The following is a 14,055-nucleotide window of genomic DNA, read 5'->3' on the forward strand; positions in this document are numbered from 1 at the left end:
CCCCCCCCCCCCCCCCCCCCCCCCCCCCCCCCCCCCCCCCCCCCCCCCCGCCCCCCCCCCCCCCCGGCCCCCCCCGCCCCCCCCCCCCCCCCGAGCCGGAAAGTTGAGATCGTCGACCGGGATAGCCGTCAGCTCACGCCGGCAAAAGTGCCTTGCATGAACAGGTCCGGCAGATAACTTGCCGGCTTACCGCCCACCGCCTGTCCACCGGTCAGGCCGCCTTGTTTCAGGGCCGAAGAACGAATACGGAAAGGGCGTGACCGGCCGGCTCACCTCATCGAGCCGTGCCCGAAGATCTTCGGGAATGTCGAAATCAAGCGCGCTGAGATTGTCCTTGAGCTGGTCAAGCCTGGTGGCGCCGACGATGACGGACGCAATGCCTGGCCTGTTTGCCGTCCAGTTCAGGGCGACCTGGGCCATGCTGCGGCCGAGCTGGCCGGCAACCGTCTCCAGTTCGGCCACGATTTGCCAGTTGCGATCGGTGAATTTCTGGAAACCGGGATTGGTCGAACCACGCATTGTCTCCAGCCGGCCACCATCCTTGACGATTGTATCGAAACGGTATTTTCCGCTGAGCAGGCCGCTGGCCAATGGACTCCAGACCATGATTCCGGCGCCATAGCGCGTGCCGAACGGCACGAACTCGTGCTCGATGTTGCGCTCGGCCAGCGAATATTCGAGCTGAAGCGCCGAAACCGGTTCATAGCCGCGCTGCTCGGCGACCGCCTGCGCCCGGCTTGCGTACCAGGCCGGCACGTCGGACAGACCGACATGCCGGATCTTTCCGGCGCGCACCAGATCGTCCAGCGTCCGCATCACCTCCTCCGGTGGTGTCAGCCTGTCCCAGGTATGGAGGATGTAGAGGTCGATGTAGTCGGTGCCGAGCCGCTTTAGCGAACCGTCTACCGCTCGCAGGATGTTCTTGCGGCCGTTGCCGCCGGCGTTCGGATTGCCCGGTTCGGCGTTGTAGGTGAATTTGGTACTGATCACCGCCTTGTCGCGCAGCCCACGCTCGGCGATGAATTCGCCGAGCCACGTTTCGGCCGTGCCACCGGTATAGAGATCGGCGGTGTCGAAGAAATTGCCACCGGCTTCGACATAGGCATCAACCAAGGCGCGCGCGGTTTCCTTCTCCGCGCCCCAGCCCCATTCCGTGCCGAACGTCATGGTGCCGAGCGCCAGGCGGGTGACACGCAGCCCGCTGTTGCCGAGCGTGTAGTAGGACATGGTCATGGATTTCTCCTGAAGTTTGAAAAGCGGGATTGAGGTCTTGCCTGGGATACGCAGTCAGGCCTTGGCCAGCGCATCGACCACCACCTGGAACCGGCGCGGATCGAAATAATCGTGGTAGGCGCTGATCAGACCGCTCTTGAAGCGGAAAATCGCGATATTGCTGTTGGTGTATTCAGTGCCGCCGATCAGCACCGCGCGGTTCTTGTACTCAACGACGATCGCGTCCGAATCTACTGCCGGATAGATGGCTGTCAGCTGCGAATCGAAAGATTCGAAATTGCCGAAGAGGCCTCGGAAGGCCGCCAGGATCGCGGCCTTGCCATCGATGCTGTTTCCAAATCCTGCCGGCGGGTAGAAGATAAGGATTCGGCCGTCTTCAGCCCAAAGGTTGCCCCATGCCTCAATGTCCTTGCGGTGCATCAGATCAAAGAATTTACGCACGGTCTCGAGATTACGGGTTCGTTCGGAATCGGGGTCGGTCATTGGACATCTCCTTGGCTGCTCGGCGATTGCCGTGTGATGCAGCCAAAGATGCGCCCTCCTTTCCCCACCGATAAGATTGCATTATCCGCATGCACTATGCGATATCATGCATGAATGGATCGCGATCTGCTTAGCCACCTACCTATAATCGTTGCCGTCGCGCGGCGTGCCGGCTTCGCGCCGGCAGCCGCCGAGCTCGGCATGAGCCCGTCAGCGGTCAGCCATGCGGTTCGGCTGGTGGAGGAGCGGATCGGCCAGCCGTTGTTTGCCCGCACCACGCGCAGCGTCTCGCTGACCGAGGCTGGCACCGCGCTTGTCGCTGCGGCGGAGCCGGCACTGGAGGACATTGCCGACCGGATCGAACGTATCCGCTCTGTCAAAGGCCGGGCAAGCGGACTGCTCAGGATCAACGCGCCGCGTTTGGCGCTGCCTCTGGCGCTGACGCCCATCCTGACGGTGATGGCGGAACGTTACCCTGACGTGACGGTGGAGATCGTCACCGACGAACGTCTGAGCGATATCGTCGGCGAGGGTTTCGACGCTGGCATCCGGCTGGGCGAGATGATCGCCGAGGATATGGTGACGGTGCGGCTGACTCAGCCGTTCCGGACGACCATTGTCGCCTCTCCGGCTTATGTCGGCCGCCACGGAAAGCCGCGAACAATTGCGGATCTGTCCACCTGCAACTGCATCGGCTATCGGCTGTTGCGATCACGTGCGCTCTATCGCTGGGATCTGTCCGATCAGGGCAAGGATATCAGCGTCGAGACACGCGGCAGCGTGGTCGTCAGCGATCCACTGTCGGCAAGGGAAATGGCGCTTGCCGGCATCGGCCTCGCCTATCTGTTCGAGCCGCTTGTCAAGCCCGACATCGAGGCAGGCCGGCTGGTCGAAGTCCTTGGCGAGGCATCGATCGAGGAGCCGGGACTGTTCCTCTATTTCCCGCGCCGCGCCGCGATGGCCCCGAAACTCCGCGCCTTTATCGACACCGCGCAAGAAATCGGCCGGGCATCCTCGCGGACACCCGGCCGAAAAAACCTTTTAAAGGAATAGTTTACTTCTTGACCGCTGCCGCGACTTCCGCCGCGAAATCGGTCTCTTCCTTCTCGATGCCCTCACCGAGCGCGAAGCGCAGATAGGCAGCGATTTTGGCTGGCGCGCCGATCTCGCTTTCGGCATCCTTCAGCGCCTTCTCGACGGTAATGTCGGGATTGAGCACGAAAGCCTGCTTGAGCAGCACGACCTCTTCGTAGAACTTGCGCAAACGGCCCTCGACCATCTTCTCGATGATCGCTTCCGGCTTGCCGGACTGGCGCGCCTGGTCGGCGAAGATCGCCTTCTCGCGTTCCACCGCGGCCGGATCGAGCTGTTCGGTGGTCAAGGCCATCGGATTGGTGGCAGCGACATGCATGGCAACCTGACGGGCGAAGGCGTTGGCGGCATGCGCGTTGCCTGTCGTCTCGATGGCCACCAGCACGCCGAGCTTGCCAAGGCCGTCGGCGACCGCATTGTGAACGTAGGTTGCGACAGCGCCGTGCTCGACGGTGAGCTTGGCCGAGCGGCGGAAGCCCAGATTCTCGCCGATGGTGCCGACAGCGTCCTTGATGGTCTCGTCGACCGACTTGCCCGAGCCCGGATAGGGAGCGGCGGCAACGGCCTCGGTCTTGCCGCCATAGGCAAGCGCGACCTTCGCGACATTGGCGACGATCTCCTGGAACGCAGCATTGCGCGCAACGAAGTCCGTCTCGGAATTGACCTCGACGATCGCTGCCTCGCGGACGCCGGAATCGACGCCGATCAGGCCTTCGGCAGCGGTACGGCCAGCCTTCTTGTCGGCCTTGGAAATGCCCTTCTTGCGCAGCCAGTCGATGGCTTCTTCCATGTTGCCGTTGGTTTCGTTCAACGCCGCCTTGCAGTCCATCATGCCCGCGCCGGTCAAGTCGCGGAGTTCTTTGACCTGTGCAGCCGAAATGCTCATTGTTGCCTCTTTGTCTAAATGCACCGACGCACCATCGATTTTCGATGATGCGCCTGGTGCGGTAGCGCTTACCGCGCCAACATATTGGAAAGATGAAGGCCGCAGCCGGCCTTCGCTACTATGCTTCCGGCGTCTGGGCTGCCGGGCTCTCGGCGGCCGGGGTCTGATCGAGCGCCGGCTCGACCGGAGCCTCGACCGATGCGCCGATATCGACACCGAGCGCGCCCTGCTGACGGGCGATGCCGTCGATAGCTGCCTTCGCGATCAGATCGCAATACAGCTGGATGGCGCGGGCCGCGTCGTCGTTGCCGGGGATCGGGAAGTCGATCTTGTCCGGGTCGCAGTTGGAATCGATGATGGCAACGACCGGGATGCCGAGACGCTTGGCCTCGAGAATCGCGATCGCTTCCTTGTTGGTGTCGATCACGAACATCAAATCGGGCGTCGAACCCATATCCTTGATGCCGCCCAGCGCCTTGTCGAGCTTCTCACGCTCGCGGTCGAGGTTGAGGCGCTCCTTCTTGGTCAGGCCCTGAGCCTCGCCGGCCAGCATTTCGTCGAGCTTGCGCAGGCGCTGGATGGAATTCGAGATCGTCTTCCAGTTTGTCAGCATACCGCCGAGCCAGCGCGAGTTGACATAGTACTGGGCCGAGCGCTGCGCGGCATCGGCGACGATGTCGGAGGCCTGGCGCTTGGTGCCGACGAACAGCACGCGGCCGCCCTTGGCAACAGTGTCGGAAACCTGCTTCAGCGCCTGGTGCAGCAAAGGCACCGTCTGCGAGAGGTCGATGATGTGGATGTTGTTGCGGGCGCCGTAGATATAGGGCGCCATTTTCGGGTTCCAGCGGTGGGTCTGGTGGCCGAAGTGAATGCCAGCTTCCAATAGCTGGCGCATGCTGAAATCAGGCAGAGCCATTCTTATTTCCTTTCCGGTTAGCCTCCACGGACACAGGCATTTTTGGACTTTGTCCTCGAACGCCACCGGAGGTTTCAGCCGGATTTCTCCCGGGCAGACACCAAAGTCCGTGTGTGGAATGAGCGCGCATATAGAGGGGAAGCGCGACAAACGCAAGCGTTGTGGCGTGTTGCGGCTCAGCGTGCGGCGATCAGCGCACCGGTGTCATCGCCGCATCTTCGCCTTCGGCACGCGCACACGCCGGAAAACGGCGACGATCTCCTCGCGGCTGCATTCGATGGCGCCTAACCGCACTGCGCGGTCGCGCTCGAGCCCGGTTATGTCATAATGCGGTGCCGATGTCTTCGGCGGCCCTTGGTAGGACGAGCGCTTGATGCCGAGCTGCCCAGCAAAGCGATGCAGCTCGTCGGTGTCGTCTGCCAGCAGATGACACCAGCGGTGGCCGACCCATTTCCAGATCGCCGCATCGACATAGACCGCCATGAGGCTTGCCGCACTCCTTCATCTTGCGCCGACCAACACACCGCTAACGATGATAGAAGGGATTGGCATAGAAAATGAACCCGCCGCCGGCCTCGAGTTGCGTCATCGTCCTGGTGACGGTCTCCTGCATCCGATCGTGCAGTTCGGCGAGTGCCTCCTCGACGGAGCCTTGATAGGCGTGCAAGCCTAGCGGCTCCGGTACACGGATATGAGCGCGGCGCGGGCCTGCCGGCTGCGGCACGAAACGGTTGATCGTATCGCGCAGCGTACCCTTGCAATAATCGTTGCGGATTCGCTTCAAATGTTCGGCGATCTCCTCCTGCGTGATGCGCGGATTGGCTGAAGCCCACGACCCGACACGCTGCAGGCGCTGGATTGTATCCGCCAGCATTCGGACCTGCTTCTGCCGTCCGGTGCCGTCTGTGTTTTCTCGCAGCCAGCGCCGCGAACGGCGCAAAAGGTCGGCATTGTCGAGCGTGCCGGCGTCGAGCGAAACAAGTTCGGCAAGGCGACGGCCTAGTTCGGTCAGCAGGTCCTTCTGACGTGCGTCATACGAAGCCCGCTCATCTGATCGCAGGCCATTTGCAGCCTCTTCGCGCGATAGCAGCGTCGCGTAGATATGATGGACGCGCTCCGGCAGCGTATTGGCGGCACGGCGTTCGATCTTCAGGCTGTGCTCGACATAGGCACATTCCTTTGCCAGCGCCGCCTCGACATTCCCCGTGAAAGCGAGCTTCCAGATCACGGGCGCGATCCAAACCTTGAAATCCGGATCCGTCAGGCGGCCGCGCTTCAGCGCCTCGAACCCCATCTCGACCGCGCCTGGCAGCAGCGGGGCAATGATGTTGGCATGCCAGCCGACACCGCCTTCGGGATGCAGCAGCACGCCGTGCCCTTTCAGCGCCCAGGCCACCGAATGTTCCTTGGCGGCCGCGCTGTTGCCGGGGATTTGCGCGATCAGATTGTTGGCCAACCAGAATTTCTGCATCAGCCGGCCAAGCCCATTGACGACGCCGTGCGTGGCCCAGGATGCCGCCAGTGGGCTTACCCGCGACACGACCTCCTTGTCGATCATCCAGTCGGTAAAGAATTCGGGATGGTTGGGTGTGATGAACGTCGCCTTGCCCGCACCGCAACAAGCCTTCAGCCTTTGCCGGTCATCCTCCGGAAAATCGATGTGACGGACATTGGCGACGCCGCGCAAACCGGCCAGGCGGTTGAATGGCAACAGGTCGCGAAGCCCCGGAATGCCGTGCAGCATGACAATCCGGTTGACGAATGTCATGGCCTTGATCAGCGTCGCATTGGGCCGCGGCGCCACAAAAACGTCGATCCTGCTCAACCTGCTCCCCCGCGGCGCTTACCGTCGTAAAACGTTGATTGGCAATTGCGGCATGCTCAAGTCGATGCGACATGCCCCACAAGATCAAGCGCTACTATCCCGGATAGCGGCCGGCGGCTTGTCGGTGGTTCGAGCCTATTTCGACGGGCAGGTCTTTGGCTGATCGAATAGTGACAGATTGACCAGTTTGCCGGTCATCGAGAACTCGCCATAGTCCATGACGAGATCGCGCGTGATGCCGTTCTTGTGCAGCTTGAAGCTGATCCGGTATTCCGGCACCTCCTCGCCGCCTTTGTCGGCATCATCGAAGTAGGCGATGTCGACCGGCCAGTATTTGTCGGTGGCGAGCTTGGCCAGCGCCGGCGCTTCCGGATCGGTGTTGTCGGCATCGGCTTGCTTGCCGACGACAACGGTGGTGGTTACCACCTTGTTGGCATCCTCAGAGCCGTCGAACAGGTTGGTTTCGTAGAAACGCTCGCCCTTTTCCGCCTTGCCGATCATTTCGACCATTTGCTGGGTCGGGAACTGGGTCGGCGCAAGTTCCAGGCTGCTCTTCTCGGGCTTGTCGATATCGACCTTGAGACCGTTGGCTTCCTTCGTCGCGGTACCCTTGACCTCCTTGTCGAGGTTCTGGTCGACAAAGGATTTGTTCACGAAGGAGAAGGTCTTGCCCTCGGCATCCTCGAAGGTGGTCATCTGCTGGTCGGTCAGCCTGGTGTTGTCGCTGGTTACGATCTGGGTCACCAAACGGAACTTTACCGTATAGCCCTCGCAAGGCGAGCCGTTGAACTCGTAGACCATCCGGCCGGTGATGCCGGTAATGCCGGAACGGTCTGAGGCCTTGTCGAGTGAAATGTCGTAAACAGCACGATGCGCCTGCAGCGCAGGCACCGCAAAAGCGGGAGCCGCCCAGGAAGCCGCTGTCAAGAGAACGGCGTTGAATGCGAGGCGCGTTGCGCGCATGGGGTGCTCCGATCATCGCGGCTAATGGCAGGCCGCATGGAAAGATGGTCCAGCTTAAAAAAAGTCGTGGCGGAAGCGAGGCAAAAATAGCAATTTCGGCCCGGCCTGCGCGGCACCTTCAAGCAATAGGGAAATAGCATGAGCGAAACAATCGAAAAGCGGCTAAGCGATCTCGGCGTGACGCTGCCGGCCGCCGCCGCGCCCGCCGCCAATTACGTGCCCTATTGCCGGACCGGCAATCTGCTGTTCACCGCCGGGCAGTTGCCGCTCAAGGAGGGCAAGCTCCAGGCGAGCGGACTGCTTGGCCGCGATGTCGACACCGCGACCGGCAAGGAAGCCGCAAAATACTGTGCGATCAACATATTGGCGCAGGCCCAGGCGGCACTTGGCGATCTCGAGAAAATCCGTCGCTTGGTGAAGATCACCGTCTTCGTCGCCTCGGCACCGGATTTTGTCGAACAGCATCTGGTTGCCAACGGCGCCTCGGATTTTCTCGCCGCCGTGCTCGGCGATCGCGGCAAGCACGCACGCTCCGCCGTCGGCACCGCCTCCCTGCCGCTTAATGCCGCAGTGGAAATCGAAGCGATCTTCGAAGTCGAATGACCGGGACTGAGACCATGACCGATCTTTCCTGGCTGACTGCCCGGCCCGTCGCCCATCGCGGCCTCCACGACATGAACAAGACGCGCTGGGAGAACACGCTTTCCGCCTTCGCCGCGGCGGCCGAGCGCGGCTATGCGATCGAGTGCGACGTGCACCTGTCATCCGACGGCGTCCCCGTCATTATCCACGATGGCGATCTGCGGCGGCTGACCGGCAAGGACGGCTTCGTCTGGCAGCGTACCGCTGCCGAGATCACGGCGCTGACGGTCGGCGGCACCGCTGACCATTTGCCGACGCTACAGCAGGCGCTTGATCTGGTCGACGGCCGTGTGCCGATGGTTATCGAGCTGAAAGGCGCTGCCGGGCACGACGAAGGCCTGGTCGAAAGCGTCGGCAAGATGCTCAAACATTACAAGGGCAGGACCGCGATCATGTCGTTCGACCATTGGCTGATCCGCGAGTTCGCGAAACATGCACCCGGCATACCCGGCGGGTTGACCGCCTACGGCAACGACAACCACCTGATCGAGGCGCATTTCGCCATGCTGGCGCATGACATCGCCTTTACCTCCTACGCCGCCGGCGACCTGCCGAACCGGTTCGTCTCCTTCGTGCGAGAAAGACTCGGCATGCCGGTGATCACCTGGACCGTGCACGACCAGCCTGCCGTCGATCTGACCTTCAAATATGCCGACCAGATGACGTTCGAAGGATTCGAGCCCGATCTGGTACGGCTTGCCTGAGCGGGCTTGTATGGGTCCGCAGCGAGCTTAAGTAAGCCTCATGGATCAAGGGGACGACTGCGAAAGACAAACGGCGAATGCGGAACTGTCGATCCGCATCGCCGCGGGTATCGGCGCCTTTACCAGCGCTGAATGGGACAGCCTCGGCGGCACTACACGCGGTGATGCAGAAAACGGCTACAATCCGCTTGTTTCATTCGCTTTTTTGAGCGCGCTGGAAGATTCGGGCTGCGCTGTTCGGCGCACCGGCTGGCAAGGCCATCACCTCAGGCTGGAAACCGCCCGAGGCAAGCTGCTCGGGGCGGTCCCCTGCTATCTGAAGTCGCACAGCCAGGGCGAATATGTATTCGACCATGGCTGGTCGGACGCATTCGAGCGCGCCGGCGGGCGCTACTACCCGAAGCTGCAATGCGCGGTGCCGTTCACACCCGTCACCGGCCCTCGCCTGCTCGTCGGCAAGGGCGAGGACAGCCCTACCGTCAAGGCCGGGCTTGCGGCCGGCCTGAAGGCGGTGACGGATAAGCTGGGCGTGTCTTCCGCGCATGTTACTTTCGCGCCGGAAGACGACGTCCGGATATTGGCAGCGTCCGGCTTCCTGCATCGTACCGACCAGCAGTTTCACTTCTTCAACGAAGGCTTTTCGAGCTACGACGATTTTCTCGCGACGTTAGCCTCGCGCAAGCGCAAGGCAATGAAGAAAGAGCGGCGCGAGGCGCTCGCCGACGGCATCTCGATCGACTGGCTGACCGGCAAGGATCTGACCGAAAAGGCCTGGGACGACTTTTTCGCGTTCTACATGGATACCGGCAGCAGGAAATGGGGCCGGCCCTACCTCAACCGCGCTTTCTTCTCGCTGATCGGCGAGCGCATGGCCGACGACATCCTGCTGGTCATGGCCAAACGCAACGGGCGCTACATTGCCGGCGCCATCAACTTCATCGGCTCAGACGCGCTCTACGGCCGCAACTGGGGCTGCATCGAAGACCACCCATTCCTGCATTTCGAAGTCTGCTACCATCAGGCAATCGATTTCGCCATCTCGCGCAAGCTGAAGGTGGTTGAAGCCGGTGCGCAGGGCGAGCACAAGCTGGCGCGCGGCTACCGGCCCGTGACAATGCATTCGGCGCACTACATCGCCCATCCAGGTCTGCGCAATGCAGTGGCCGACTACCTCCAGCGCGAGCGGCGCGAAGTCGAGCGGATGAGCGAATATCTGGAAGAGCACACTCCGTTCCGCAAGGACATGGCGGAGTAGAGTAGCGAGCCCCAATCGCTCAGCCGAGCGGGCCGGCACGGCCGATGTCGACCGATCGTCTTGCCCGCCCGGAACAGCTTCGCTACACGAGACAGCGAGCCAAGAACCGGAGCGCGCCATGGCCGAAGCAACCTACGACAGCAGCAACATCTTCGCAAAAATCCTGCGCGGAGAAATTCCTTCGCACCGCGTCTACGAGGATGACGCGGTCATGGTCTTCATGGATGTGATGCCGCAAGGACAGGGTCACACGCTGGTGGTGCCGAAAGCCCCGTCACGCAACCTGCTCGACGCGGATCCGGCGGTGCTTGGCCCGCTCTTCGCTCACGTCCAGAAAGTTGCGCGGGCCGTAAAGAAGGCCTTCGATGCCGATGGCGTCACGGTTATGCAGTTCAATGAACCAGCCTCGGGGCAGACCGTTTTCCACCTCCATGTCCATGTCATTCCGCGCTTCGAGGGCATTCCCTTGAAGCCGCACAGCGGACAGATGGAAAAGCCTGAAGTCCTGGCCGAGAACGCCGGCAAGATACGGATGGCGCTGGCAAGCTGAACCGGCGCAAACCGCTCCGGCGGGCGCCGGGTGCATAACCGGAAGGTGTCATAAAAAAAAGCCCCGTTTCCGGGGCTTTTTTACTGGCTGGTTCGTCAGTTCTTGCGCGGCAGTTGCGGCACAAGGCTGCGCTTGCCGCCATCCTTGCCTTTCGGCTCCGGCTTCTGCGCCACCGCCTTTTTCGCGGCGGGCTTCTTCGCCACGGCCTTCTTGGCCTTCGGCACGTCGTCCGGCTCTTCCTTCTTCGGCTTCACCGGCGCCTCGTCGGCGAGCGATTCGAGCTTCAGGCCGGTCTCGCCGGTTTCCTTCTTCTCGACGGTGACACGCACCGTGCCGCCCTTCTTGAGCTTGCCGAACAGGACCTCGTCGGCCAGCGGCTTCTTGATGTGCTCCTGGATGACACGGCCAAGCGGCCTGGCGCCCATGCGCTCGTCGTAGCCTTTGTCGGCCAGCCATGCGATTGCATCCTGCGACAAGTCGAAGGTCACGCCACGCTCGGAAAGCTGCGCTTCCAGCTGCATGACGAACTTCTGCACCACCTGATGGATGACCGGCACCGGCAGCGAGCCGAACGGAATAATCGCATCGAGACGGTTGCGGAACTCCGGCGTGAACAGCCGGTTGATCGCCTCGACATCGTCGCCTTCGCGCTTGGTCGAACCGAACCCAATGGCTGCGCGCTGCGCATCGGATGCGCCCGCATTGGTGGTCATGATCAGGATGACATTGCGGAAGTCGATCTGCTTGCCGTTATGGTCGGTCAGCTTGCCGTGGTCCATGACCTGCAACAGGATGTTGAACAGGTCCGGATGCGCCTTCTCGACTTCGTCCAGCAACAGCACGCAATGCGGATGCTGGTCGACGCCGTCGGTCAGAAGCCCGCCCTGGTCGAAGCCGACATAGCCGGGAGGCGCGCCGATCAGCCGCGAAACGGTGTGGCGTTCCATATATTCCGACATGTCGAAGCGGATCAGTTCCACGCCGAGCGAGGCGGCGAGCTGCTTGGCCACTTCCGTCTTGCCGACACCGGTCGGGCCCGAGAACAGGTACGAGCCGATCGGCTTTTCCGGTTCGCGCAGGCCGGCCCGCGCCAGCTTGATGGCCGAGGTCAGCGCTGTGATCGCGGTGTCCTGGCCGTAAACGACGCGCTTCAACTCGATGTCGAGGCCTTGCAGCACCTTCTCGTCGTCGGCGGAAACCGTCTTCGGGGGGATGCGTGCCATGGTGGCGATCGTCGCTTCGATCTCCTTGATGCCGATGGTCTTCTTGCGCTTGGCTTCCGGCACCAGCATCTGCGAGGCGCCGGTCTCGTCGATCACGTCGATCGCCTTGTCCGGCAGCTTGCGGTCGTTGATGTAACGTGCCGAGAGCTCGACCGAAGCCTTGATCGCCTCGCTCGTGTAGCGGACCTTGTGGAACTCCTCGAAATAGGGTTTTAGGCCCTTCATGATCTCGATGGCGTCCTCGACCGTCGGCTCGTTGACGTCGATCTTCTGGAAGCGCCGCACCAGCGCGCGGTCCTTCTCGAAGAACTGGCGGAACTCCTTGTAGGTGGTAGAGCCGATGCAGCGGATGGCGCCTGACGACAGTGCGGGTTTCAACAGATTCGATGCATCCATGGCGCCGCCGGAGGTGGCCCCTGCCCCGATCACGGTGTGGATTTCGTCGATGAACAGCACGGCGCCGGGATAATCCTCGAGCTCCTTGACGACCTGCTTGAGCCGCTCCTCGAAATCGCCGCGATAACGGGTGCCGGCCAGCAGCGTGCCCATGTCGAGCGCGAAGATGGTGGCATTGTGCAGCACTTCGGGAACGTCGCCCTCGACGATGCGCTTGGCGAGGCCCTCGGCGATCGCCGTCTTGCCGACGCCGGGATCACCGACATAGAGCGGGTTGTTCTTGGAGCGGCGGCACAGCACCTGGATGGTCCGGTTGATCTCGCTCTCGCGACCGATCAATGGATCGATCTTGCCGGCCTTGGCCTTGTTGTTCAGGTTGACGCAATAGGCAGTCAGCGCGTCCTGCTGCTGCTTCTTCTTGCCGCCTTCCTCTTGCGGCTCGGCCCCGCTCTGGCTGCCTTGCTCATCGTCGGCGCCGCGCGGCGTCCGCGTCTCGGAAGCGCCGGGGCGCTTGGCAATGCCATGCGAGATATAGTTGACCGCGTCGTAGCGGGTCATCTGCTGTTCCTGCAGGAAGTACGCGGCGTGGCTCTCACGCTCAGCGAAGATGGCGACGAGCACGTTGGCGCCGGACACCTCCTCGCGGCCTGACGACTGCACATGGATCACCGCGCGCTGGATGACGCGCTGGAAACCGGCGGTCGGCTTGGAATCTTCATCGTAGCCGGTGACGAGGTTGTCGAGTTCGGTGTCGATATAGGTGAGGACCGTATGCTTCAACTCGTCGAGATCGACGTTGCAGGCACGCATGACGGCGGCCGCCTCGGTGTCATCGATCAGGGCGAGCAGCAAATGTTCAAGGGTTGCATATTCATGGTGCCGCTCATTGGCGAGCGTCAGCGCTTGGTGAAGCGCCTTTTCCAGGCCTTGGGAGAAAGCCGGCATGTTACCTCACTTCTTCTCCATCACGCATTGCAGCGGATGCTGATTCTGTCGGGCGAAATCCATGACCTGAGACACTTTGGTCTCGGCCACCTCGAATGTATAGACCCCGCACTCGCCCACCCCATGATTGTGAACATGAAGCATTATGCGTGTGGCGGCTTCGCGGTCCTTCTGGAAAAAGCGCTCCAGCACGTGGACCACGAATTCCATGGGTGTGTAGTCGTCGTTAAGAATGAGGACCCGGTACAGACTGGGCTTCTTGGTCTTGGTTTTTGTGCGCGTGATGACGGCCGTGCCGCGACCGGCCTCATTGCCGTTGCTGCCGTTCTGCATTCGCACCACGTAGCTCGTGGCAGTCAAACCTGTAGTCACGTAGTCCTGCCTCTTTCGAATCCTCATGCATGCTCGACATGTAGGTGTTCGATGGACGATTTTAAGCCCTTCTGTTTAGCTGACAATATGGCTAGGTGGCCAAACTTGACCGATTTTTCAAATCGTGAAGACCGCAGGCCCTCAATTTCGAGCTGGCATGAAAAAACCCGGCCGCGCGTTCGCGACCGGGTCTGTCTTCGCAAGCCCAAGGGCCGGCTCGGAACGTTCGTCGAATTTACTTCGCCTTGGCGACGATCGATTCGAACGGCTTGTAGGCTTCCTTGGCGAGTTCGGCATAGAGATCGCTAAGCTTGGTGGCCTCGCTGACGAAGCTCTCATAGGACTGCTTGGCATAGTCGGACTGGATCTCGATCGCCTTGTCCAGCGACTTGGCGGAAAAGAGCTTCTCGACAGCGGCGCTACCGGCTTCGAAGCTTTTCTTGGTGTACTCGCCCGCCTCGGCGGCGATAGCCTGCGCACCCTTGGACAGCGAGGCGAAGCTCTTCAATCCGGTGTCCGCAAATTCCTTGCCGTATTTGCTGAAATCTTCATAGGTCTGGGTCATTTCAC

The 14,055-nt window shown here is 61.6% G+C and carries 14 protein-coding genes and 1 pseudogene; 5 read left to right on the forward strand and 10 right to left on the reverse strand.

Features of this window, described 5'->3' with window-relative positions:
• Window positions 1–128 precede the first annotated feature (128 nt).
• Window positions 129–1,233 (reverse strand): annotated as a pseudogene (locus NKH21_RS11200) (aldo/keto reductase).
• A gap of 54 nt (window positions 1,234–1,287) precedes the next feature.
• Window positions 1,288–1,716 (reverse strand): nuclear transport factor 2 family protein, encoded by a 429-nt coding sequence (locus tag NKH21_RS11205; RefSeq protein WP_352666607.1) that lies wholly within the window; start codon window positions 1,714–1,716, stop codon window positions 1,288–1,290.
• A gap of 114 nt (window positions 1,717–1,830) precedes the next feature.
• On the opposite strand from NKH21_RS11205, the gene NKH21_RS11210 reads away from it, so the two are divergent.
• A complete protein-coding gene (locus NKH21_RS11210) occupies window positions 1,831–2,769 on the forward strand; it encodes a LysR family transcriptional regulator (RefSeq protein WP_352666605.1) in 939 nt (312 codons plus the stop codon).
• Between the two features lies 1 nt (window position 2,770).
• Here the strand turns inward: NKH21_RS11210 and tsf are convergent, their stop codons facing one another.
• The 5 genes from tsf to NKH21_RS11235 form a co-directional block, all read right to left on the reverse strand.
• A complete protein-coding gene (tsf, locus tag NKH21_RS11215; RefSeq protein ID WP_352864960.1) occupies window positions 2,771–3,694 on the reverse strand; it encodes a translation elongation factor Ts in 924 nt (307 codons plus the stop codon).
• Window positions 3,695–3,812: 118 nt separating this feature from the next.
• Window positions 3,813–4,610: a 30S ribosomal protein S2 gene (rpsB, locus tag NKH21_RS11220; protein WP_031211288.1), complete on the reverse strand. Its 798-nt coding sequence runs from the start codon at window positions 4,608–4,610 to the stop codon at window positions 3,813–3,815.
• A 204-nt stretch (window positions 4,611–4,814) separates the two neighbouring features.
• Window positions 4,815–5,093, reverse strand: coding sequence for a DUF4031 domain-containing protein (locus tag NKH21_RS11225; RefSeq protein WP_352666601.1), 279 nt, complete (start codon window positions 5,091–5,093; stop codon window positions 4,815–4,817).
• Window positions 5,094–5,136: 43 nt separating this feature from the next.
• Window positions 5,137–6,435: a lysophospholipid acyltransferase family protein gene (locus NKH21_RS11230; protein WP_352666599.1), complete on the reverse strand. Its 1,299-nt coding sequence runs from the start codon at window positions 6,433–6,435 to the stop codon at window positions 5,137–5,139.
• Window positions 6,436–6,570: 135 nt separating this feature from the next.
• Window positions 6,571–7,398 carry a cell envelope integrity EipB family protein gene (locus NKH21_RS11235; RefSeq protein WP_352666597.1) on the reverse strand — a complete coding sequence of 276 codons (828 nt, stop codon included), beginning with the start codon at window positions 7,396–7,398 and terminating at the stop codon, window positions 6,571–6,573.
• A gap of 138 nt (window positions 7,399–7,536) precedes the next feature.
• On the opposite strand from NKH21_RS11235, the gene NKH21_RS11240 reads away from it, so the two are divergent.
• From NKH21_RS11240 to NKH21_RS11255, 4 genes are all read left to right on the forward strand, one after another.
• The gene (locus NKH21_RS11240) at window positions 7,537–8,001 is read left to right on the forward strand and encodes a RidA family protein (protein WP_352448812.1); all 465 of its coding nucleotides are present in this window, start codon (window positions 7,537–7,539) and stop codon (window positions 7,999–8,001) included.
• 14 nt (window positions 8,002–8,015) lie between these two features.
• A complete protein-coding gene (locus NKH21_RS11245) occupies window positions 8,016–8,744 on the forward strand; it encodes a glycerophosphodiester phosphodiesterase (protein ID WP_352666596.1) in 729 nt (242 codons plus the stop codon).
• A 40-nt stretch (window positions 8,745–8,784) separates the two neighbouring features.
• Window positions 8,785–9,999 carry a GNAT family N-acetyltransferase gene (locus NKH21_RS11250; protein ID WP_352666594.1) on the forward strand — a complete coding sequence of 405 codons (1,215 nt, stop codon included), beginning with the start codon at window positions 8,785–8,787 and terminating at the stop codon, window positions 9,997–9,999.
• Window positions 10,000–10,117: 118 nt separating this feature from the next.
• Complete coding sequence (locus tag NKH21_RS11255; protein ID WP_352666592.1) at window positions 10,118–10,549, forward strand: HIT family protein; 432 nt, start codon at window positions 10,118–10,120, stop codon at window positions 10,547–10,549.
• Window positions 10,550–10,644: 95 nt separating this feature from the next.
• Here the strand turns inward: NKH21_RS11255 and clpA are convergent, their stop codons facing one another.
• From clpA to NKH21_RS11270, 3 genes are all read right to left on the reverse strand, one after another.
• Entirely contained in the window at window positions 10,645–13,113 is a 2,469-nt protein-coding gene (gene clpA, locus NKH21_RS11260) for an ATP-dependent Clp protease ATP-binding subunit ClpA (RefSeq protein ID WP_023674922.1), read from the reverse strand.
• A 6-nt stretch (window positions 13,114–13,119) separates the two neighbouring features.
• Entirely contained in the window at window positions 13,120–13,446 is a 327-nt protein-coding gene (clpS, locus tag NKH21_RS11265; RefSeq protein ID WP_023717744.1) for an ATP-dependent Clp protease adapter ClpS, read from the reverse strand.
• A gap of 274 nt (window positions 13,447–13,720) precedes the next feature.
• Window positions 13,721–14,050, reverse strand: coding sequence for a phasin family protein (locus NKH21_RS11270; RefSeq protein ID WP_352666591.1), 330 nt, complete (start codon window positions 14,048–14,050; stop codon window positions 13,721–13,723).
• Window positions 14,051–14,055 lie beyond the last annotated feature (5 nt).

This window comes from Mesorhizobium sp. M1329 (assembly GCF_040318035.1).
In the GTDB taxonomy this organism is placed as follows: domain Bacteria; phylum Pseudomonadota; class Alphaproteobacteria; order Rhizobiales; family Rhizobiaceae; genus Mesorhizobium.

Excerpts from the sequence above, each read along its gene's own strand:
- clpA (WP_023674922.1), bottom strand. The coding sequence starts at position 13,113 with ATGCCGGCTTTCTCCCAAGGCCTGGAAAAGGCGCTTCACCAAGCGCTG.
- NKH21_RS11250 (WP_352666594.1), top strand. The coding sequence starts at position 8,785 with ATGGATCAAGGGGACGACTGCGAAAGACAAACGGCGAATGCGGAACTG.
- tsf (WP_352864960.1), bottom strand. The coding sequence starts at position 3,694 with ATGAGCATTTCGGCTGCACAGGTCAAAGAACTCCGCGACTTGACCGGC.
- NKH21_RS11240 (WP_352448812.1), top strand. The coding sequence starts at position 7,537 with ATGAGCGAAACAATCGAAAAGCGGCTAAGCGATCTCGGCGTGACGCTG.
- rpsB (WP_031211288.1), bottom strand. The coding sequence starts at position 4,610 with ATGGCTCTGCCTGATTTCAGCATGCGCCAGCTATTGGAAGCTGGCATT.
- NKH21_RS11225 (WP_352666601.1), bottom strand. The coding sequence starts at position 5,093 with ATGGCGGTCTATGTCGATGCGGCGATCTGGAAATGGGTCGGCCACCGC.
- NKH21_RS11235 (WP_352666597.1), bottom strand. The coding sequence starts at position 7,398 with ATGCGCGCAACGCGCCTCGCATTCAACGCCGTTCTCTTGACAGCGGCT.
- clpS (WP_023717744.1), bottom strand. The coding sequence starts at position 13,446 with ATGCAGAACGGCAGCAACGGCAATGAGGCCGGTCGCGGCACGGCCGTC.
- NKH21_RS11210 (WP_352666605.1), top strand. The coding sequence starts at position 1,831 with ATGGATCGCGATCTGCTTAGCCACCTACCTATAATCGTTGCCGTCGCG.
- NKH21_RS11270 (WP_352666591.1), bottom strand. The coding sequence starts at position 14,050 with ATGACCCAGACCTATGAAGATTTCAGCAAATACGGCAAGGAATTTGCG.
- NKH21_RS11205 (WP_352666607.1), bottom strand. The coding sequence starts at position 1,716 with ATGACCGACCCCGATTCCGAACGAACCCGTAATCTCGAGACCGTGCGT.
- NKH21_RS11245 (WP_352666596.1), top strand. The coding sequence starts at position 8,016 with ATGACCGATCTTTCCTGGCTGACTGCCCGGCCCGTCGCCCATCGCGGC.
- NKH21_RS11255 (WP_352666592.1), top strand. The coding sequence starts at position 10,118 with ATGGCCGAAGCAACCTACGACAGCAGCAACATCTTCGCAAAAATCCTG.